This is a genomic window from Paraglaciecola sp. 2405UD69-4 (assembly GCF_047525415.1).
In the GTDB taxonomy this organism is placed as follows: domain Bacteria; phylum Pseudomonadota; class Gammaproteobacteria; order Enterobacterales; family Alteromonadaceae; genus Paraglaciecola.
Map to the genome: position 1 here is coordinate 1,230,878 of NZ_JBLIXM010000002.1, position 20,062 is coordinate 1,250,939.

Consider the following 20,062-nt stretch of genomic DNA (forward strand, 5'->3'; position numbering starts at 1 on the left):
ATTACTTTTTACGCAATACCAGACTTCCAATGGAATAACCGGCACCAAAAGAACATAACAAACCTATATCCCCAGATTGAAGATCTTGGTGATGTAAATGAAAAGCTATTATTGATCCAGCAGAAGCAGCATTTGCAAATGTATCTAACACTATGGGAGCTTCCTCAGGAAGTGGTTGCCTATCTAACAACTTGCGGGTGATGAAGGTGTTCATATTAATATTAGCCTGATGCAACCACCATCTAGATACTTGTGTTGAACTTATATCGTGTCGCTCTAGATGTTCGGAGATGTGCTCAACAGCCATGGGACACACTTCTTTAAACACCTTTCGGCCTTCTTGATGAAAAAGTTTGTCTGGCGCAAACGGGTCTGCATCATTTGCTCTACTAATATAACCAAAATTAGAACGAATATTATTAGAGAACTGGGTCACAGCTTTAGTACTAAGCACTTCAAACACATGGTCTGATGTGGCGGTTTCAGCACTTTCTACCACCATAGCGGTGGCTACGTCACCAAAAATAAAGTGACTGTCACGGTCACAATAATTAATTTGCGGGGAAATCATTTCTGGATTTATCAATAACACCGACTTCGCAGTACCCGCGGCTATCATTTCATAGGCGCGGTGCAATGCAAATGTGGCTGCTGAGCATGCCACCAGCATGTCAAATCCAAAGCCTTTGATGCCTAAAGCCTCTTGTACTTCAATAGCAACAGCTGGATAAGAGCGTTGTGTATAAGCACAAGATACGATAACCGCATCAATATCTTCTGGCTTTTTATTAGCTGCTTTCAGCGCATCTTTCGCGGCATAAATCGCTATTTCAGCTTGATCAGATAATTCGTCATCTGCTCTTTCTGGGATATTAGGGCGCATTCGATTTATATCTAATACACCATCTTTTACATATACATAGCGACTACGTATACCTGAAGCTTTTTCAATAAACTCAGCACTTGAAAAGGGCTTTGCAGTCAGCTCTCCTTTTTCAATTGCCTCTTGGTTTTGCTCATTAAACTGAACCGCATAAGCATTGTATGCGTCAACGAGTTCTTCGTTTGAGATACTATGAGCTGGCTTCCATAAGCCTGAACCACTAATTACTACTGAAGATGTCATGCAAAATCCTAACAAAAGACAAGCCATTTAAGGCTAAGATCATGTTAGCTTAGCGGTTTGTTACTTAAATGTCATGACTTTAGCCCTTTGAATTTAAAACAGATAAGTATTCGCAGATGCTAATAGCTGTTCTTTGTCGATAGCTCCCGTTACACATGACTTCACATCTGTATATTTAAAAACATAAACTTTGTCTTGGGTTCCCATCCCTTTATCATCTTCAGCTTGAATAAAATCAGTAAGTAAAAATGTGACGTTTTCAGCAAGAGGTAAAGATTTCAATCCAGCACCATAACTACATAGCATATCGCCAACTGTATCCTCAAACATTGCCAAGCTCTCTGCATAAAGCTTTTCTTTTGCTGCACTGCGCACAGCCTTTTCCTTTTGGTATTGTGCTTCTAACTCTTCACGATATTTATTTAATTGTTCTGACTTGCTTTGAACTTTGGCAAGGGCTTTGTCTAGTTTGGCGATTTCTGTCTCAAGCTCTTCTTTACGCTCACTATCAGCGTTACGTTTTGCAAATTCAAGATCTCTTAAACTACGTTCGTATTCTCTTTTTTCCCATGCAAGCTCTCGCTTTTCTTCACTCAAATCCCGTAAGTTGTCACGTAAGTCATCGTTATAATCATCTCCGTGCTGTACTATTCTCTCCACAATCGCTTCTATTTCACTAGCATCGATAAAGTGACTATCAGAAGCCCCTAGGTTATTTGGCGCTGTAGGTGTAACGGGGATATGATTAAGTAGACCTTGTAAATCAAACCCAAAAAAGCTGCCACCACGGCTACCACCATCTATTTCAAAGACCACACCTTGATTGGCCAAATAAAAAACGGAGTCTGTGCGAAAACGGACGTTGTTATTTGAGCCTTGTTGCCGTAACGAGGCTTGTAAAATATTCAACATAATGCCTACTTCATTACGAATTTGCTTGGTATCACTCTTAGCAGCTGCTACAGCTTGATAAGGCAAACTCACCGATGTACCTAATGCCACTATGGCCGTTAGCGTGTTCTTAATTGATTTATTCATACGTGTTTCCTCACTCATTCATATCACCCGTTCCTGACTGCAAAGGAATGGCATAAATATCATGTTGTAATTTGTTTAACTGACGGGCATAAAAAAGTTGGTCATCTCCCCTTTGTTCGTTTACGTGCTTTATTAATTCTGCAAAATCCTCTCGGCGCTCTTTACGGCTTGCACTGAGTAAATATTGTGTAAGTTGAGTACTAGCATCAAGCTGTTGCTGCCGCATGTTTTGAGCATAGTCATGCAGTATCACTTGCTGTGCTTGTTTAAATTCTTGCAGCCTTTCATTCACTAAATTTTCAACGTCTTGACTGGTTTGCTTTGCTGCAAAACCAATAGTGAGGGCTCCTTCGTCGATACGGACCTGCAAGCCTGTTAACACTACAACAATTGCGCAACATGAAGTCACAAATGCCAAGCTCGATAAACCTTGCCATTGCCACCACTTGAGCTCTGTATTTTCTTCAAACGTCGCACCTCGGTTCCAATTTGGAACTTGCTCTGGTTGATATTCTTCAGCCATTAGCAGCAAAGCATTAGCCTCTTCTACTTTTTGGGCGAATTCGCGACTTCTAACACAACGACTTTCAAATTCACTCAGCTGGGCTGCAGATAAACGCCCCTCTAGCCAAAGAGCTAATAACGTTTCATTACTTAATTCAGGCTGTTGTTTAGACATACTCAATCTCCATAATCTGTTTCAATTTTGCTAAAGCGCCATATAAACGAGACTTAGCTGTGTTTGCAGACATCCCAGTCTGCAGTGCAATTTCATCAAAGGTGAACTGGCCAAAAAACTTCAGCTCGACAACTGTTTTCTGTGCCAAAGGTAGTTGCTGCATGGCCTTAATTAATTGCTCATTCTTTTGATTGATAGCAATAGTCTCAGCAGCGCTAATATCACCACATGCTTCCTCTGGAGCATCATCTATTCCGAGCATAGGTTTTTTACGGCGATAAAACTCAATACATCTAAAGTGCGCAATTTTAAATAACCAACTCCGAAAACTACCGTCATTTCGATAACTCGCTAAATTACGAAATACAGAAATAAACACTTCTTGCATAAGATCTAAAGCATCTTCATTTTTCCCCGTCATTCGCAAGCCATAGTTATAAACCTGTTTTTCATAACGCTTCAGTAAACTAATCCAAGCCTTTTTATTGCCTTGTAGTGCTTTAGCAATTAGCTGTTCGTCACTCTTTTCAAACACTATTTTTAGTTCCCAAAGTAAAGGTGTGTTCCCTATTCATAGATTAAGTCGAGATGACTCATCTAAAAGTTTAGTTTTTCTTAAACTCAAAGACTAAAATTTAAAAAAACTAAAAAGTAGGGGGTATGGCAAGAGGCTAATTTGTATTGGGCAATTCGAATCAGCACAAACAGGAAAGGAGGCAAAACATGATATACACCTTTAAGGAGTTAGAGTGGCTATAGGTATCAAAGGAGCAACTAACCCAGCTAAATGCCTAAACAAAGTAACTCGGGTAGTACCTTTGCGCCAAACCATACCTATTTCTCGGTAGGCCATATCCTCTGCCGGTAAAGAAACCAAAGGAGAGCCATTTAAAATATTGTTTTGAATAGCCAACTCCGGCATGAAAGTAAATCCTAGCTTACTTTTAGCGAGCTGCACCAAAGTATATAAACTGCTGGCAGTCAAAGAGCTAACCTGCTCTTTGTGTTTCAACCCACAAGCACTCACTGCATGCCCTGTCATGCAGTGCTCTTGTTGCAGCAAAAACACACTCTCTTTAGGTAATTCAGCCACATCAAGTGGTTTGGGTAAGGACTCTAATAAGGCTTGATGGGCAATTAAATGAAATGGATCGTGGCCAAGAACAAGCTGCTTACAACCAGGGGTTTCCATCGGCAAAGCCATAATTAATAAGTCAAGTGCCCCTTCATTAAGCTGGGCAAGTAAATTGGCAGTTGTATCTTCTTGCAGTTGTAAATTAATGTTAGGTAGATGCTTATTTACCCGCTCAATCAAGCTCTCAAATATAAAAGGCGCAATGGTAGGTATGACTCCCAATTTAAGATTACCCGCCTGCCAATTACCAGCACTTTGAGCAAAGTCCACCAACTCATGTACATCAGTTAGCAGAGTTTTCGCCCGCTCGACCAATTCCAAACCAAAAGGCGTGAACACAAATGTTTTATGCTCTCGCTCGAGTAATTGTGCCCCAAATTGCTCTTCTAAATTTTGAATGGCAGTACTTAAAGTAGACTGACTAACATGACAGTGTTGTGCCGCTCGATGAAAATGCTGCTCCTGGTGTAGGGCAACTAAGTAATGTAGGTGTTTAAGGTTTGGCCATTTCATTTTTTGTCATCAATAAAAGCGATTAATATTCATGATTTTATACTCAATTGACTATGAATAAAAACCATTAGCTTTGAGTTAGCCCGTTAAAATTAGCCTTTTCACCTACATCAACTAGCCGCAATACAAAAAAAGGCGGCACATGTTTGCCTCTTATCAATACATTTAGAAATCTCGGGTGACAAAATTATAAACTTGGTTAGATTGCACTATAGTATCGGTGACTTGTGTTACTGTGCTTTCAATTGTTTCTTGTTCAGCATCACTGAATAAAAAATCACTTAAGTTTTCATAGATAGACTTGCCTGATAAGGTTTCAATTGCCAAGTCTGCAGCAGAAAATGCTAGCCCTATAGGACCGCCAAAGGCATAGCCCCCCACCAGTTCAGAAATAGGGGATATATCATGCTCAATTTCAGCTTGATATATATCAGATACCAATGGCACGTGGTTCAAGATATTTACTGTATCAAACACATCAGCTACAGCGAGTCCGTCCTCCCCCGTTAAATAGCTAGACATATCTTCAAAGGAATCCCAAGTATTACTCAAAGAGTCAAGCTGTTCGGCACCATCCATAATGCTAGTCGTAGTCTCACTAACAGCTGAAGATGCGCTATCTGTAACACTACTGAATAAACTCGCTTGTAAGCTACTCAATAAAGACGATTGCATATCAGCTATCGAAGACAATGAAGTAAGCTGCGACACACCATCACCAAGCACATCAGAAAAGCCAATGGCTGACATCAAACTTTGCTGAATGCTGTCGATGGTGGACTCTGCATCCATAAAATCTTCAGCGGCACCGCTATCATCACTGTCTCCTTGTAACATAGAAAACAACCCGGCAAATCCACCACTAAAAGCTTCATCTGTGCTCACTTCAGCGGTTGCAGAGGTATCTACCTCGCTAGATGTATCAGCTCCCCACAGGCTTTGTAAATTATCAATAACAGTCATTTCAAAAGAGCCCTCATACCTAGCCTTAAACATAGACAATCAAAAAACATCCCTCTACTAAGCGAAAATTAGACCAAGTTATTAACTGAAATAAGGAAGAAATGTGGAAGAAATAAGGAACAGAAAAATCGGCTTGTAATCTAAAAACTTCTTAAGTAATTTGGCCGCAGAATTTGGTTGTGAGAGGCAATTCTAAAATTTAGTTAGTTGTTATCGTAAGATAACTAGAGGGTTAAGTTTCTATATGAAAAACCAAATTTTCCTACCGTTTATGATGATGGCATTATGCGCCTGTACACAAACACCATCAGTTGAACAAGAAGTTGTAGAAGATATCCACACTAATCCAGAAGTGAGTCAGCGAGCGATAACTGCTAGCAATAGTGAAGTAAAACCTGATGAGCCTAGGTTTCGGCCGGTGCGAACCGAGCAAGTGGAATCAATTCATATACCTAATGGCTCTCTATTTCATGCTGAAAACGCATCAAGCCTATACAAGCTTCATAAAAATTATCGAGTAGGTGATATGATTTTAGTGCAGCTTAGCGAATCTACCACCTCCAAAAAATCACTTGATTACTCTTCAGACAAAAGCAGCAACTTTGATTTAGGACCACTGAGTGTCAATGCTGGCCCTATCAATATAAACGAAGGAGACGTAGCAATTGAGCATAGCCAAGACAGTGATTTTGACTCATCGTCTGAATCGAAACAATCAAACTCACTAAATGGTGACATTACCGTTTACGTGATGGAAATCCTCCCTAATCGTAATTTAATCGTCGGCGGTGAAAAGTGGATAACACTAAATTCAGGTGAAGAATATGTTCGTTTCTCTGGAGAAGTGCGCACCACTGACATAGATGCATCAAACACTATTATTTCATCTAAAGTGGGTAATGCCCGCATAGAATATAGTGGCAAGGGCAAACTCCATAAAAACCAAGAAGACTCAGTGTTAGACAAACTATTTACAGTATTTAAATAAGGCGCGACTAACATGTTTAGTTATGGTCCAAAGGCTCTAGTCGCCCTGCTTCTATTATCTTTTAGCGCAACCGTTACAGCGAATTGGCAACAAGGAGAAGCTAGTGTAGCGATTGAGGGTGCAGATTTAACAGATGTGAGAGTGCAGGCTATCAAAAACGCCGTTGCCGATGCGTCTTTTAAAAACGGCAGTTTTATTGCTGCAGAAGACGTAGTACTAGATGGGCTGCTAATCAGTAGTAAGTCAGTAATAACCACTCAGGGGCAAATTCAGCGAGTTGAAGTGATGAGTGAAACGGTTACCGACGATATTCTAAAGGTAGTAGTAAAAGTTAGCTTCTCGCCCTTATTCAACTGTGCCCATGATGGTTACAACCGTTCTATGTTAGTGGCGCAGTTTCAAGTATTAAAGCCCCAGCAAGCCAAATACGGCAGCATATTTGATCTAGGTAAACAAATCAGTAAACGCTTTGAACGCCAACTCAGTGTTGAGCACAACAGCCCAAAGGTCTTGCTTATTGATAAAGCTTTCACCGACGTCAACTCTTACGACAAGATAGATTTACAAGAAATCACCGACAAGGCCATATATATGACTAGAGAATATGGCCGCCAATTTGTATTGTTTGGCTTTATTCGAGATATCAGTTTGTTTGAACAAGTGACAGAAGAGTTATTAACTGACGACGTATCTTTAAGACGTAACTTTACTATTCAGGTATATCTACTCGATGCTTACAAACACAATATTCTGTACAAAGAAACCTACCATAGCGAGGCTGATTGGGAGTACAGCAGTGATTACAGTGTTGACACCAACAATAGTTTATTTTGGCGCAGTGATTATGGCAGAGTTGTTTTAAATACCATTAATATGGCAGTTTCAGATGTTTCCAATCTCTTACAATGTGAGCGCAGCTTTGCGCAGGTTATTAATACTGAGCAACAATCAATTACTATTAACATGGGAGCTGAAAACGGTATTAAAAAAGGTGACAAGTTCACTTTATACAAGAAGCGCCTGCCAATTGGTGTAAACGGCATGAGCCATTCAACTTTAAGATCTTACCCTGCCGTGGAATTAGAAGTAAAACAAGTTGATAGCACAAGCTCAGTTTTAGATATGTACAACCCAAATCAATTTATCAATATTGAGTTATTGGATTTAGTCAGCCCTACTCGTTAACAATGAAACATTAAGGTGTATAGGAAGCTATGCTTGACTACCATGATTTTTATACACCTTATGGGGACAGTTAAGCTGACTCTAACAGCATCTACTTTATAAAGAGTAACAGACACACCTTAGCTCTAAGTTTAAATATACATTACACAAGGGCCGTAATGATTATCTGAATTAGCCTTGATTTACCGCTCTAATCTCCTTGTTTACGTAAAAAATCACGAATAAACATGCGGATCTCTCTAGCTGCACTTGTATCTAGTTCATCACATAATTCAACAAATGCGTCCCTCTCTTCTTTTTTAATTCGAATAATAAGCTGACTATTCTTCTTATTTTCTTGGTCTTTCTTACTTGATTCTTTTTTACTTATTGATTTTGTCATGAACAAACTACTTATAGGTAGGGGAGTTTTACTAAAAACTCGCTATGCAATGTATTGTATTTGTATATACATAAAACACTCTTATACCCTCTCAATATTACAGAAATATGACAAATGTGAAATATAGTTGACTAACCACAATTAATGTATATACTTTGAATATACCTAGGAAATACATTGTTACTACATTTAAATTTTTCCTTGGTAATTTCTAACAAATCCGGAGGAAGTATGAACAAATTTTTAACTCTAGTATCCATTATGTCAGTTTCTTGGAGTGTCAATGCTATCACCTTAAATGCTGCTGATTTAGCTGCTTCGGATACTAAAATTGTTGCCGTCGAACAAGTTGTACCAAATTACCCCAATGCCCAACTACTTAACAAACGCTCTGGTAATGTGACCCTTACCTATGACTTAAACAAGCAAGGTCAACCAGTTAACATTGCTGTAGTTGATAATAGTGGGCCTAAGCAATTCGTACATACATCGATGAAAGCTCTAAAAAATTCCCGCTTTCAGCCTATAGAGTTGAACTCTCAAGCGGTTGCTGTTCAAGGTTTAATGTTACAGTATGATTATGATTTTGAATCTAATACAGACACGTCTATTACTGATCTTATTGCGCTTCACAGATAAGCAATAATTAAAAATTGAACCAAAAAAAACCTGCATTAAGCAGGTTTTTTATTTTAGGGCTAAATTTAAAGCGTTAACATTAGAATCTATATCTAACACTTACACTATAAGTTTGACCAACTTCTTGCTCGAAGCGAGTAACATCCACACCATCATTATTTTCTTGAGTGATTTCATTCTTAGCATCAAGCAAGTTCTTTGCTTTAAACTTAACAGATAAATCTTCTTCAACAAAATAAGTGTAAGTGAAGTCTAGTGAGTCAAACGGTTGCTCATAAGAATCAGCAAAGCCGCTTGCACCAGAAACATAAAGTCGCTCGGAGAAGGTATTAAACGCTAAACCAGCCGAATGATTTCCGTCTTCTGAGTCAAAACCAAGCATGATATTAGCCACAAAATCAGAAGCCTGAGTCAAAGGGCGTACGGCATTGGTCACGTCACTTTCAACACCAGTGGCATCAATTTCATTACTAAACAAATTGGTTATATTACCTTGTACAAAGAATAGAGAACCAATATCGCCTAGAAACTCTAGATTCACCATCCACTCAACTTCTAGACCGCTAATTTCTGCAGACGAAGCATTTAAAACTTCAGCCCTTAGTTCATTACCAGTAGCCGTTTGTGAAAATAATTCAATTGGGTTTTCAATATCTTTATGGAACAAACTAACCGTAAAGTTATTTCCTGACTCAAAGAACCACTCTGCACGCAAGTCAATATTTGTTATATCAGATGGTGTAACACCAGAGTTACCTGAGATAATAAAATCTGTGACTGGATCACGGAATGAAGTATCTACTATTTCCCGCATATCTGGGCGAATAACGTTTTCACTCCACATGAAGTTTAACTTGAAAGTTTCCGCCCAAAAGTCATAAATCTTATACACAGCAGAGAAAGAAGGGTAAATACCGTCATCTTGGAAAACGCCATCTGGTAACTCACCTTCAGCAAAACTATTTGTGTCTAAATTTGGTAAAATTGGACTAGAAACAGCCAGTGGATTAAATATCGCACTTAACTGACGATAGTCCTCAAAACGACTTCCAAGGACTAAAGTAAGTTCATCATTCCAATCAATATTTACCTGACCAAAAACAGCTTCTACTTTAGTCGCTGCTAAGCTAGGGCTAAATTCAGATGTCTCAAGTGCCAATTCAAAGCCGTTATCAGCGTTAGAAATAGCCTCATCAGAAAAACGTGTAGAGATAGAATCGGTTACATCAGAGTTAACCACTGCATTTCCGTCTATCGTTAACGTCAGCTGATCAGAAATACGTCCCCGTTTATCTATTCGTGCACCACCAGATAATTCAAATGCCCAATCTCCAGCGAACAGAGGTAATTTCACTTCAAAACCAGAGCTTTCCAGCTGGTCGTCAAGATCAAGGTTATCAAACTGCAAACCGTTGCTGACTATTCCCCCTAAAGAGATATTGACGTTACTAAACTCATTAGTTGTCGTATCACGACTAAAGGTAGCAACTGAAGAGAAAGCGTTAGGAATTTGTGTAGTAGCGTTTGAATCAGAGTAGAACCAAGTCAACTCTAAGTCGTCCAAAAAGCTGCTATCTAAACCAATAAGATCACGGGTATCTTCACCTAGGATATGCCTTCCAGAGAATTGATTGATTTCAAGCTCTCTTTGCTCAAAAATACCTTCAAAAATGCGGAAGCCACCACCAGTACTGAAACCAGAAGTATCGTTATACTCATTAGATAAAAATGTTTCATCGTCAGTATTGCGAATAAAGAAATTCTTTGATTCGATTGTATGATCGTATCCCCACTTTAAAGCCACACCAGCAGTCACGGTTAAACTACTATTTTGTGTACTTTTTGTGGTCTCAGTAAATTCTTCTTCAGGCTCTTCTAGTCTGCGACTAACACGGTCTTGAGTGCGAATAGATTCATCATAGTTAAGGGTTACCAAGCCACCTAGTGTAAATTCGCCACCTATGTCATAGGTATCACCAATTCCTACTTGAAAACCTAAATCTTGAACACTGCTATTTTTTTCAGAGATGTCTAAATCTCGGTTAAAGCTCAAGGCTAGATCTCTATTTAACGCTTCAGCTTCTTCAAAGGTAATGGGAGAACCGTTACGGTTAGCACTTGCTTGTATAGCACTTGGACTAATGTCTAAATCACCATCATCAATAAAACTACTACCTAGAGTAGAGCTTACGATTGAAGGGAATGCTCGCGAGCCATCTTCTTTACCAAAGTCGTTTCCGCCAGGGTAGTCTAAATAACTATCAGAAAGGCTGTTGATACCGCCACTAGCCCCAATGTATGCCATAAAGCTATCAGGAATAGAATTCGTTCTGATATCGATAGCACCGCCACCGAACACAGCACTTTTGTCTGCCGAATAACCTTTTTGTACCGCAATATCTGCCACAATAGAGGTTGGGAAAATATCTAAAGGAATTACATTACGAGTTAGATCGGGTGAAGGCACAGCGGCCCCGTTTAAGGTAACGTTTTGATATCTTTCACCCAAACCACGAATGTAAATAAACTTACCATCAACTAAGGTTAAACCTGGTACACGGCGCAGTGCATCAGCAATATTAGAATCCCCAGCACGAGATATTTGTTCTATACCAAGGATATCTACTACTTGGTCAGACTCTAAACGCTCAGTAACTATAGATTCTGCAGCAGTTTGCAATCTACCTCGTACCAAGACTCTTTCTATTTCTTGCCCTATTTGCTGATTTATTTCAGCACCGATCTGATCCTGGGCTGAAACAGAAGTAGAAATTATTGTTGAAAGTAAGCATAACGGAAATGCCGCTAATCCTGCTTTCGAAAAAGTTTTATTGATTGTCATCGGTGTTCACTCTTAATTAATCGTTACAATGCCATTTACGAAAAAGGGCGCCGTTAAGCGCCCCATCACATAGGCTACGCCAATAAATCAGCGCCTTCGGTATTAACGATCGCCAGGAGTTTGACCGTCTTCAAACCAAAGTGCTTGACCGCGAGCACCATCAATTAAGCCATAAGTCCAACCTAGGTCATCAGCAGTAAAAGTAGAACCAGCTGAGAAGCTCACTGCTACACCATCAACTAACATTTCACCTTGAGCGACTGTGTAGAAGCTATCTAAGATGTTAGTAGTTACACCTTCATCAGCACGTACAGTTACTTCAGAAGTAAGGTTACCTGTATCATCTAAAAACGCATCTACTGTTCCAGAGAATGGGCCAGCTGCTGAATCATCACGACGAGAAACAGCCGCAGTGTACTGTTCGCTTGATGTATCAACAGTGCCAAGATCTAAGTCGTTAGCCACCATATCAGGACAAGCAAAGATGTTTTCAGAGAAAGTTAATAGGCCAGCAGCTAATTGAATCGCATCAAGCTCATCTTCAGCTTGGAAACAATAGTTGTTGTTATCAGTCTCATCATCACCAGCGTAAGCTGTGGTAATAATAGAGTTAGTCACAGTAAGTAAGTGACCTTCTTCAAAGTTGATACCTGCACCAGGGTCACCATTACCAGCTGTATCTTCGTTTTTAGCAGAGCTAATACATGTTAGGTTGGTAATAGTAGCGCGGCTTAAATAATCTTCGTCAAATACAGTGTCTTCGTCACGAGTTGACGCACCGTCAGATTCAACACAGTGTGCACCAGTGCGCGTTCCGATTGCAGCATCTATACCGCCACCTTGAATCACTAATGCGTTAGTGATAGTACCGTAGTAACCATCATCGATATCGATTGAATCATCTTGCACATAAACAGCAACATAGTTTTCAACGTTTACACCGCCACCGAAGAACTCAATACCATCATCGATGTTTGAATAAATCTCTAGGTTAGAAACAGTTGTTTCACTACCAACAGCACCAAAGGTAATACCGTTTAATTCATTACCAGGAGAAAGTGCAGAGCCAGCATGTTTAACAACTACGTAGCTAAGTTCACCAGAGTTATCTTCTGGTAATTCGCCACCGTAAGTTGTTTCATCATTACCGATTAACCCCTCTACAGCAATTGAACAATCTGCGTCAGTAACCAACTCAAGCGCACTGCCTTCATCTAATGCAGAGTTTGGTTCGAATGCCCAACCAGATTCGTATTCACAACCGTTGGTAAAACCAAAACCATTGATTACCATGCCGCCCCAAGCGCCAGTTTCTTCTGGAGTGGTATTGCCATTGATATCAGTTTCAGATGTAAAGGTAATAGGAGCGGCTGCAGTACCTTCTGCACGAATTTGAGAGCCACGGTTAATTACAACAGCTGTACCAGATTGAAATGCTAACGTAGCGCCGGCTTCAATAAATAAACTCGCACCGTCACCACCACTTGTGATGCCATCGGCCGCAGCTTCACTTAAACTGCTGTAATTTTGGCCTATGTATAAACTCTCGTTAAAGATATGAGCTCCACCACTTTCTAAAGCGGAGAAAGTGATGTTAGTCAGGATAGGATTTGAAGAACTAACAAATTGAGAAGTGTAACGGCAGTTATCACCCTCTTCACTCCCTTCTTGAAGCACACCAGACTCATCTGTATAAGACGCACAAACGTTTGTGTCGCCAGTACCAGTGTCACCAGTCACGCTGTTATCACTGTTATCTGTATAAGTACTATTATCGCTAGCATCTAATATGATGTCTCCACCACCACAACCAGCTAAGGCCATTGCTAAAACAAGAGTACTAACTTTAAAAGTATTATTTAGTTTCATTGTGTTCTCCAAACGAGAGTAAATTTATTAGAATTAAAAAACGCGAGCAGAGTAACTAAACTGCATGACACTTTTGTTACACCCAGAAAATGTCACAAAACTTTAATATTGACTATCAAAGAGGCTTACCTTAGACATTTAATGACTAAGAAAGTCCAAGCATTGAAAAATCGAAAGCAAAAAAAAACCACTTGAAAACAAGTGGTTATAATTTTATTTAGTTAAGGTCTTAGTGTGTTTGGGGTAAAATAAACTCACTACGCTGACACTTAGTTAGGGGGCAAATATACCCTTTATCATAAAGAAGAAAACAATAGAAAGCGCCGCACCAGCAGGTAATGTAACAATCCAAGAAATAACAATGTTACGCACAACACCTAAATTAATTGCAGCAATGCCTCTTGCCATTCCTACCCCTAGCACAGCCCCAACCAAGGTCTGAGTCGTTGAGATAGGTAACCCAGTACCAGACGCAATAACCACAGTAGTGGCCGCCGCGAGTTCTGCAGCAAAGCCTCGACTAGGAGTTAAGTGAGTAATCCCATTACCAATTGTTTTAATAACTTTATGACCAAACAATGCCAGCCCCAGTACAATACCAATACCACCTAGAGGCAATATCCACCATACCAATGACGCACTAGAACCTATTTCTCCGCCACTATTAACGATACTGACAACGGCAGCAAGGGGTCCAATCGCATTCGCCACATCATTTGAACCATGTGCAAATGCCATACAACAAGCACTCACCACCATTAATACGGCAAATATTTTTTCAACATTGGCATAGTGAGTGTGTTTACTAGCCTGCTTGTCAAACTTAAGGTTATTAATGACAAGCTTACCCACAACACCGATAACAAGCGCAATAGCTAATGCGATAAGATACCCAGTAGAGCTTTCAATACTCAAACCAACATGCGACAGGCCTTTTTTAATTGTCACTAAGGACATGATAAAACCCGCAGCAGCCATATAAAATGGTACATAGCGTTTGGCGTTATCTATGGGGTTTTCAGTGTCGAAAATTAGTTTTTGTGCGCTTTGGAAAATCAAATAAGCAATAAACCCCGATATAGCCGGGGTAATCACCCAACTCCCTACAATTCCGGTCACTTTGCCCCACTCGACTGCTTCTGAGCTTACACCCACAGCAGCAAAACCAACAATCGCCCCTATAATCGAATGGGTAGTTGAAACAGGCCAGCCAAGGTATGACGCAAACGCCAGCCAAACACCGGCAGCAAATAACGCCGAGATCATGCCGTAAACCAATAGTTCTGGCGTATCAACAAAATAGGCGGCGTCTATAATTCCTTTTCGGATAGTAGAGGTTACTTCTCCCCCTGCTAGATAGGCACCAGCAAATTCAAATACCATAGCAATGAAAATTGCTTGTTTTATGGTGATCGCTTTGGAGCCAACGGATGTTCCCATAGCATTGGCGACATCATTAGCACCAATACCCCAAGCCATTAAAAATCCAACCACAGCAGCAGTTACGATTAAAATAAAACCGTAAGTTTGTAAAATATCCATCAGTAAATCTCTTAGTTGGCTAGCATTAATTCAAGTCTTGAACCGACACGTTCGGAAATGTCAGCCAACTCGCCAACCCACTCAATAATGCTATATAAAAACATTACATCCACTGGATTCAAATCTTTTTCCAGTGCTAGTAAATTTCTGCGTAAGCTAATCTGTAACGCATCTGTATCATCTTCGATTAAATCTAAACGTTCAATCATGTCTTCAACCAGGCGAACTTCACGTCCTTTAAAACCAGTTTCTAGCAAATCATCTAGCTCGTTTATTACTTTTTTAGCCTGATTAGTGGCATCCAAACAACGTTCTAGATACTCCATAAAAGGCACTTGTAATTCTTCGGGTACCGCTAACTGGCGTCCAAGAATACGACCGGATATATCTTTAGCTTTATTGGCAATCTTATCTTGTTGCGTTAATAAATCTAAAACATCTTGTCGTTGAATAGGCATGAATATGCCAGTAGGTAAGCTAATTCTTAGCTCACGCTTAATAACATCTGCTTCTTTTTCTAATTTAGAAATGGCTTGCTGGGTATCAGCTGCAACTTTCCAATCCTGAGCATAAACAGCTTTGAAGAAAGGCAACAAACCTTGACTGCATTTGTAAACAAGATTGATATGATCTTCCAATGGTTTTAGTGGTGATTTTGCAAACACCCCCAAAAATGAATTAATTGGCATAAAAGCTCTCTTTTACTTAAATAATCGCAACCCGTCATGGGTCATTCAAAATATACCGCTATCGTAACCTATTTTACTAAGACAGTATTACCCACGAACAGTAACTATTTGCTTCGCGTAAATAAAAAGTTAAATGATTGCCTAAAAAACCAGCGAATAATCATTAAATATTACTAAAGCTATACATAATGGTTTAGGCTAAAGCGCAACGACAGCGACTCTATTACGTGGATGTGACAGTTTTATGAAACCAATGATATTTACTTTAGTTGGGCAAGATAAACCCGGATTAATAAGTGATTTAGCAAAAACCGTTTATGATATGGGCGGTAACTGGTTGGGCAGCAACTTTTCGCACATGGCAGGGCATTTTGCGGGATTTGTAGAAGTTAATCTACCCCAAGAAAAACACCAAGAACTCATTGAATGCTTTTCTAAGCACCCAGACTTAAAAATTCATCTATTAGCGGGAGAAACTCAGCCAAGCGACCAACAGCAGTCAGTGACAATTGAAATAATGGGTAATGACAAAGCTGGTATCGTTCAGGAATTAACACAGGTGCTTAGTCAGTTTAACCTGAACATAGTTAAGTTTGATTCAAACCTAGAAAGTGCTCCTAATTGGGGTGGCTTGCTATTTAAGGCACAAGCGACCATAACCATCGCAGAAGATTTTGACTTGGACAGCTTACGGGAAACCTTAGAAGCGGTAGCGAATGATTTAATGGTAGATATTGAGATAGACTAAAATTTAACGACAATTGTCATCTGGTTGTCACAATCTCAATGGACGATCACCACCATAAAAATAAACATACAATAAGAGTTACTATGGCTGACAATAAAAATATTTATTACCCTCGAGAATTAAGCTGGTTGTCTTTCAACCAAAGAGTACTTCAAGAAGCAGCAGACAAAACTAACCCCATTATTGAACGCATACGGTTTCTTGGTATTTATTCCAATAATATGGATGAGTTTTACCGCGTTAGAGTCGCAGATGTAAAACGTAAAATATTAATCCATATGAATGAAGGTGAAACAGAACAAGCAGAGCAAACCAAAGCCTTAATGGAAGGGATCCAAGACAAAGTACTAGGCTTAACTGAAGATTTTGACCGAGTACATCTGGATATTGTTAAAGGCTTAGCCAGATATAATATATTTTTATTAGGTGAAGAAGACCTCAACGAATACCACACAGAATGGCTCACCAATTACTTCAAAAATAAAATATTACGCCATATCGCCCCTGTATTATTAAACAAAAAAGTTAAATTGGTGTCGCGCCTAAACGACTCCGCAACCTATTTATATGTCAGCATCCATAAAAACGAAAAAATAGTGGCCTATTCGGTAATTGAAGTGCCAAGTCAAAATATGTCGCGTTTTGTAGTTATTCCGCCAGAGAAAAGTCGTAAAAAGAAATACATCATATTACTTGATGACATTATTCGTCTGAATTTAGAGAGCATATTTAAAGGCTTTATTGAGTTTGACCACCTAGAAGCCTACTCATTTAAAATGACCCGCGATTCTGAATATTCTATCAATGATGAAATTGACGAAAGCTACGTTGATAAAATGTCTGACAGCATGAAACAAAGGCTAATCGCCGAACCCGTGCGAGTTGTTCATGATGCTAGAATGCCCATGGAAATGCTCAAGGATTTAAAGAAACGTCTTAAAATATCCTCTTTCGACAGCTTAATTGCCAGTGGGGCCTACCGTAACTTCAAAGACTTTATTGGTTTTCCAAATATTGGCCGAGATTACCTTGAAAATAAAAAGCTCCCTGCCCTCACCGCAAAAGATTTTTCTGACTACGATACGGTTTTTGATGCAATTACCGCTAAAGATATTCTCTTATACTACCCATACCATCGTTTTTTACATGTCACTGAATTTTTAAGACAAGCGGCATTCGATCCTAGCGTCAAACACATACGCTTAAATATTTATCGAGTTGCCAGTAAATCGCGAATAGTCAGCTCACTTATAGATGCGGTCGATAACGGGAAAAAAGTAACAGTAGTTGTTGAACTTAGAGCAAGGTTTGACGAAGAAAATAATATCGAGTGGGCAAAAACCCTAACAGATGCTGGCGTTAAAGTGGTGTTTGGTATGCCTTCACTAAAAATACACAGTAAGTTATGTGTGGTCACCCGAGAAGAAAAAGGTGAGTTAGTTGATTATGCCCATTTTGGGACAGGTAATTTCAATGAGAAAACCGCCAAAATTTATACTGACTTTAGTCTATTTACCCGTAATCAAGAATTAGCAAGTGAGGCTAGAGCAGTCTTTACCTTTATAGAGCAGCCATACAGACGACAAAAGTTCCAGCATTTACAAGTGTCTCCTCTTAATGCGAGAACTAAAATCCAGTTATTAGTGCGACAAGAAATTCAAAATGCTAATGAAGGATTAAAATCAGGGATCACCCTCAAAATTAACAACTTAGATGATAAATTATTAATTGATGATTTGTATAAAGCCAGTCAAGCCGGCGTGAAAATCAAGGCAATTATCAGAGGAATGTGTTCTTTAGTGCCAGGAATAAAAGGCTTGAGTGAAAATATTAGCATTATAAGTGTGGTTGACCGTTTTCTTGAACACCCTAGAGTGTTAGTGTTTGAAAATGCTGGCGATCCTAAAGTGTTTATTTCATCTGCAGATTGGATGACTCGTAATATGGACTTTAGAATTGAAGTCGGGTGCCCAATTTACGATACAGATCTTAAAGCCAAAATTATCGATATACTTAACTTACAGCTAAGAGATACACTTAAAGCAAGGGTAATTAACGAAAAGCAAACTAACCCTTATGTTGCCCGAGGCAACCGCAAAAAGTTACGTTCACAAATAGAAACATATAAATATCTCAAATCCATAGAAAAGGGTGACAATGCCTAGTGTAAACTCAGCTTTCGACAGTGTCGAAGTCCGTGATATTAGTAAAGTAGCCGCATTAGATATTGGCTCCAATAGCTTTCATTTAGTGGTGGCTCGTATCGTGGCAGGATCAGTACAGATCTTGCACCGAGTTAAACAAAAGGTCCGTTTAGCCGATGGTCTCGGTAAAGACGGAGTTTTATCTGACGAAGCCATACAAAGGGGCTTACAGACACTCGAAGTTATAGCGGAAAGTTTACAAGGTTTTGAACCAGAAAATGTACGAGTAGTCGCAACCTATACATTGCGAAAAGCTAAAAATGCTAAAGAGTTTCTTAAGGCTGCCAAAGCAGTATTTCCTTTTCCTATAGAAGTTATTGCAGGTGTAGAAGAAGCTAGACTTATCTATCAAGGTGTCGCCCACACTAATCACCAACAAGGCCAGCGCTTAATTGTAGACATAGGCGGAGGCTCTACCGAATTTATCATTGGAGAGGCTTTTGAGCCCAAAATTCTACGTAGTTTACAGATGGGCTGTGTCAGTTACACCAATCGTTTTTTCAAACATGGGGAGCTAAAACCTAAAAACTTTCTTAAGGCAATTACCAGTGCCCAGCAAGAGCTAGAGATGATCGATAAACAATATCGACAATTAGGTTGGAACACCTGTATCGGCACTTCGGGAACAATTAAAGTCATTATTGAACTTGCATCCCACCTCAGTAGTAAAAATATCGAAAACACTGTATCAAGAAGTGATTTGTACACATTAATGGACTTATGCTGCGAAGCAGGTAACAGTGAAAATTTAAAATTAGAGGGCTTAACCATAGACAGACAGCCTGTTTTAGCTGCAGGTTTGTCGATTTTGATTGCGATTTTTAATAATTTAAAAATAGAAAGTATGGAGTTCTCACCCGCAGCATTACGAGAAGGCGTGCTTTATGAAATGGAAGATCATCTACAACAATTAGATATACGCGAGCGCAGTGCCCAGAGCCTAGCAACTCGTTACGATGTAGATGTAGAACATGCCAAAAGGGTACTGAATACCACTATGGCTCTCTATCAAGCCTGTAAAAAATCTTGGAAAATAGACAATAAAGAACTAAAAAGCTTACTTGAGTGGTCTGCACTGTTACATGAGGTGGGGTTACAAATTAATACCCGTGGTATACAGAGGCACTCGGCATACATTTTACAAAATATCGAATTACCAGGCTTTGGGCAAGAACAACAAAGCTTACTGGCCACCTTAGTGAGATTTCATCGAAAAAAGATCAAAGTGGCTGAAATCCCCGAGTTTACCATCCTTGACCATGAGCAAGTTTATAAGCTAATGATACTGCTTCGCTTAGGAGTATTACTCAATATAAAGCGCCAGGATGATATTTTGCCTGATTACAGCATTACCGCTAAAGGGCAGGATATAACCTTATCATTTCCTGAAAACTGGCTCGAAAATAAACCTGTGTTTAGCGCTGATATTGAGCGAGAACGGGATTACTTGAAAGAGCTAAATTACACACTAGATTACGATTAACCCAAATTGATTAATCGCAAAAACAAAGAGGCGAAAA

The 20,062-nt window shown here is 39.5% G+C and carries 17 protein-coding genes; 6 read left to right on the forward strand and 11 right to left on the reverse strand.

Annotation, left to right across the window (positions count from 1 at the left end):
* Position 1 precedes the first annotated feature (1 nt).
* From ACMUMK_RS11990 to ACMUMK_RS12015, 6 genes are all read right to left on the reverse strand, one after another.
* On the reverse strand, positions 2-1,126 hold the full coding sequence (locus ACMUMK_RS11990) for a beta-ketoacyl-ACP synthase III (protein WP_414701345.1): 1,125 nt from the start codon (positions 1,124-1,126) through the stop codon (positions 2-4).
* Between the two features lie 93 nt (positions 1,127-1,219).
* Positions 1,220-2,164: a hypothetical protein gene (locus ACMUMK_RS11995; protein ID WP_414701346.1), complete on the reverse strand. Its 945-nt coding sequence runs from the start codon at positions 2,162-2,164 to the stop codon at positions 1,220-1,222.
* A 10-nt stretch (positions 2,165-2,174) separates the two neighbouring features.
* Positions 2,175-2,843: a hypothetical protein gene (locus ACMUMK_RS12000; RefSeq protein ID WP_414701347.1), complete on the reverse strand. Its 669-nt coding sequence runs from the start codon at positions 2,841-2,843 to the stop codon at positions 2,175-2,177.
* Positions 2,836-3,378: an RNA polymerase sigma factor gene (locus ACMUMK_RS12005; RefSeq protein WP_414701348.1), complete on the reverse strand. Its 543-nt coding sequence runs from the start codon at positions 3,376-3,378 to the stop codon at positions 2,836-2,838. Before ACMUMK_RS12005 ends, ACMUMK_RS12000 begins: the two co-directional genes overlap by 8 nt.
* A gap of 201 nt (positions 3,379-3,579) precedes the next feature.
* The gene (locus ACMUMK_RS12010) at positions 3,580-4,491 is read right to left on the reverse strand and encodes a hydrogen peroxide-inducible genes activator (RefSeq protein ID WP_414701349.1); all 912 of its coding nucleotides are present in this window, start codon (positions 4,489-4,491) and stop codon (positions 3,580-3,582) included.
* A 165-nt stretch (positions 4,492-4,656) separates the two neighbouring features.
* Positions 4,657-5,454, reverse strand: coding sequence for a hypothetical protein (locus tag ACMUMK_RS12015; protein WP_414701350.1), 798 nt, complete (start codon positions 5,452-5,454; stop codon positions 4,657-4,659).
* Positions 5,455-5,698: 244 nt separating this feature from the next.
* Between ACMUMK_RS12015 and ACMUMK_RS12020 the strand changes: the two genes are divergently transcribed.
* Positions 5,699-6,442 (forward strand): flagellar basal body L-ring protein FlgH, encoded by a 744-nt coding sequence (locus ACMUMK_RS12020; RefSeq protein WP_414701351.1) that lies wholly within the window; start codon positions 5,699-5,701, stop codon positions 6,440-6,442.
* Positions 6,443-6,454: 12 nt separating this feature from the next.
* On the forward strand, positions 6,455-7,627 hold the full coding sequence (locus ACMUMK_RS12025) for a flagella assembly protein FlgT middle domain-containing protein (RefSeq protein ID WP_414701352.1): 1,173 nt from the start codon (positions 6,455-6,457) through the stop codon (positions 7,625-7,627).
* 190 nt (positions 7,628-7,817) lie between these two features.
* Here ACMUMK_RS12025 and ACMUMK_RS12030 read toward each other — a convergent pair whose 3' ends face one another.
* A complete protein-coding gene (locus ACMUMK_RS12030; RefSeq protein ID WP_414701353.1) occupies positions 7,818-8,009 on the reverse strand; it encodes a hypothetical protein in 192 nt (63 codons plus the stop codon).
* A 231-nt stretch (positions 8,010-8,240) separates the two neighbouring features.
* Between ACMUMK_RS12030 and ACMUMK_RS12035 the strand changes: the two genes are divergently transcribed.
* A complete protein-coding gene (locus ACMUMK_RS12035) occupies positions 8,241-8,648 on the forward strand; it encodes an energy transducer TonB (protein ID WP_414701354.1) in 408 nt (135 codons plus the stop codon).
* 79 nt (positions 8,649-8,727) lie between these two features.
* Here ACMUMK_RS12035 and ACMUMK_RS12040 read toward each other — a convergent pair whose 3' ends face one another.
* The 4 genes from ACMUMK_RS12040 to ACMUMK_RS12055 form a co-directional block, all read right to left on the reverse strand.
* Positions 8,728-11,490 (reverse strand): TonB-dependent receptor domain-containing protein, encoded by a 2,763-nt coding sequence (locus ACMUMK_RS12040; RefSeq protein WP_414701355.1) that lies wholly within the window; start codon positions 11,488-11,490, stop codon positions 8,728-8,730.
* A 102-nt stretch (positions 11,491-11,592) separates the two neighbouring features.
* Complete coding sequence (locus tag ACMUMK_RS12045; RefSeq protein WP_414701356.1) at positions 11,593-13,359, reverse strand: hypothetical protein; 1,767 nt, start codon at positions 13,357-13,359, stop codon at positions 11,593-11,595.
* A 273-nt stretch (positions 13,360-13,632) separates the two neighbouring features.
* Positions 13,633-14,901, reverse strand: coding sequence for an inorganic phosphate transporter (locus tag ACMUMK_RS12050; protein ID WP_414701357.1), 1,269 nt, complete (start codon positions 14,899-14,901; stop codon positions 13,633-13,635).
* Between the two features lie 11 nt (positions 14,902-14,912).
* The gene (locus tag ACMUMK_RS12055) at positions 14,913-15,590 is read right to left on the reverse strand and encodes a TIGR00153 family protein (RefSeq protein ID WP_414701358.1); all 678 of its coding nucleotides are present in this window, start codon (positions 15,588-15,590) and stop codon (positions 14,913-14,915) included.
* 244 nt (positions 15,591-15,834) lie between these two features.
* On the opposite strand from ACMUMK_RS12055, the gene ACMUMK_RS12060 reads away from it, so the two are divergent.
* The 3 genes from ACMUMK_RS12060 to ppx all read left to right on the forward strand — a co-directional run bounded on the left by ACMUMK_RS12060 (position 15,835) and on the right by ppx (position 20,025).
* On the forward strand, positions 15,835-16,338 hold the full coding sequence (locus ACMUMK_RS12060) for a glycine cleavage system protein R (RefSeq protein ID WP_414701359.1): 504 nt from the start codon (positions 15,835-15,837) through the stop codon (positions 16,336-16,338).
* An 83-nt stretch (positions 16,339-16,421) separates the two neighbouring features.
* Positions 16,422-18,503: a polyphosphate kinase 1 gene (gene ppk1, locus ACMUMK_RS12065; protein ID WP_414701360.1), complete on the forward strand. Its 2,082-nt coding sequence runs from the start codon at positions 16,422-16,424 to the stop codon at positions 18,501-18,503.
* Positions 18,496-20,025, forward strand: coding sequence for an exopolyphosphatase (gene ppx / locus ACMUMK_RS12070; protein WP_414701361.1), 1,530 nt, complete (start codon positions 18,496-18,498; stop codon positions 20,023-20,025). The genes ppk1 and ppx overlap by 8 nt, the downstream gene beginning before the upstream one ends.
* Positions 20,026-20,062: the final 37 nt, after the last annotated feature.

Bases quoted from the DNA above. Each gene is read 5' to 3' on its own strand.
- ACMUMK_RS11990 (WP_414701345.1), bottom strand. From the start codon at position 1,126: ATGACATCTTCAGTAGTAATTAGTGGTTCAGGCTTATGGAAGCCAGCT.
- ACMUMK_RS11995 (WP_414701346.1), bottom strand. From the start codon at position 2,164: ATGAATAAATCAATTAAGAACACGCTAACGGCCATAGTGGCATTAGGT.
- ACMUMK_RS12000 (WP_414701347.1), bottom strand. From the start codon at position 2,843: ATGTCTAAACAACAGCCTGAATTAAGTAATGAAACGTTATTAGCTCTT.
- ACMUMK_RS12010 (WP_414701349.1), bottom strand. From the start codon at position 4,491: ATGAAATGGCCAAACCTTAAACACCTACATTACTTAGTTGCCCTACAC.
- ACMUMK_RS12015 (WP_414701350.1), bottom strand. From the start codon at position 5,454: ATGACTGTTATTGATAATTTACAAAGCCTGTGGGGAGCTGATACATCT.
- ACMUMK_RS12020 (WP_414701351.1), top strand. From the start codon at position 5,699: ATGAAAAACCAAATTTTCCTACCGTTTATGATGATGGCATTATGCGCC.
- ACMUMK_RS12025 (WP_414701352.1), top strand. From the start codon at position 6,455: ATGTTTAGTTATGGTCCAAAGGCTCTAGTCGCCCTGCTTCTATTATCT.
- ACMUMK_RS12030 (WP_414701353.1), bottom strand. From the start codon at position 8,009: ATGACAAAATCAATAAGTAAAAAAGAATCAAGTAAGAAAGACCAAGAA.
- ACMUMK_RS12035 (WP_414701354.1), top strand. From the start codon at position 8,241: ATGAACAAATTTTTAACTCTAGTATCCATTATGTCAGTTTCTTGGAGT.
- ACMUMK_RS12040 (WP_414701355.1), bottom strand. From the start codon at position 11,490: ATGACAATCAATAAAACTTTTTCGAAAGCAGGATTAGCGGCATTTCCG.
- ACMUMK_RS12045 (WP_414701356.1), bottom strand. From the start codon at position 13,359: ATGAAACTAAATAATACTTTTAAAGTTAGTACTCTTGTTTTAGCAATG.
- ACMUMK_RS12050 (WP_414701357.1), bottom strand. From the start codon at position 14,901: ATGGATATTTTACAAACTTACGGTTTTATTTTAATCGTAACTGCTGCT.
- ACMUMK_RS12055 (WP_414701358.1), bottom strand. From the start codon at position 15,590: ATGCCAATTAATTCATTTTTGGGGGTGTTTGCAAAATCACCACTAAAA.
- ACMUMK_RS12060 (WP_414701359.1), top strand. From the start codon at position 15,835: ATGAAACCAATGATATTTACTTTAGTTGGGCAAGATAAACCCGGATTA.
- ppk1 (WP_414701360.1), top strand. From the start codon at position 16,422: ATGGCTGACAATAAAAATATTTATTACCCTCGAGAATTAAGCTGGTTG.
- ppx (WP_414701361.1), top strand. From the start codon at position 18,496: ATGCCTAGTGTAAACTCAGCTTTCGACAGTGTCGAAGTCCGTGATATT.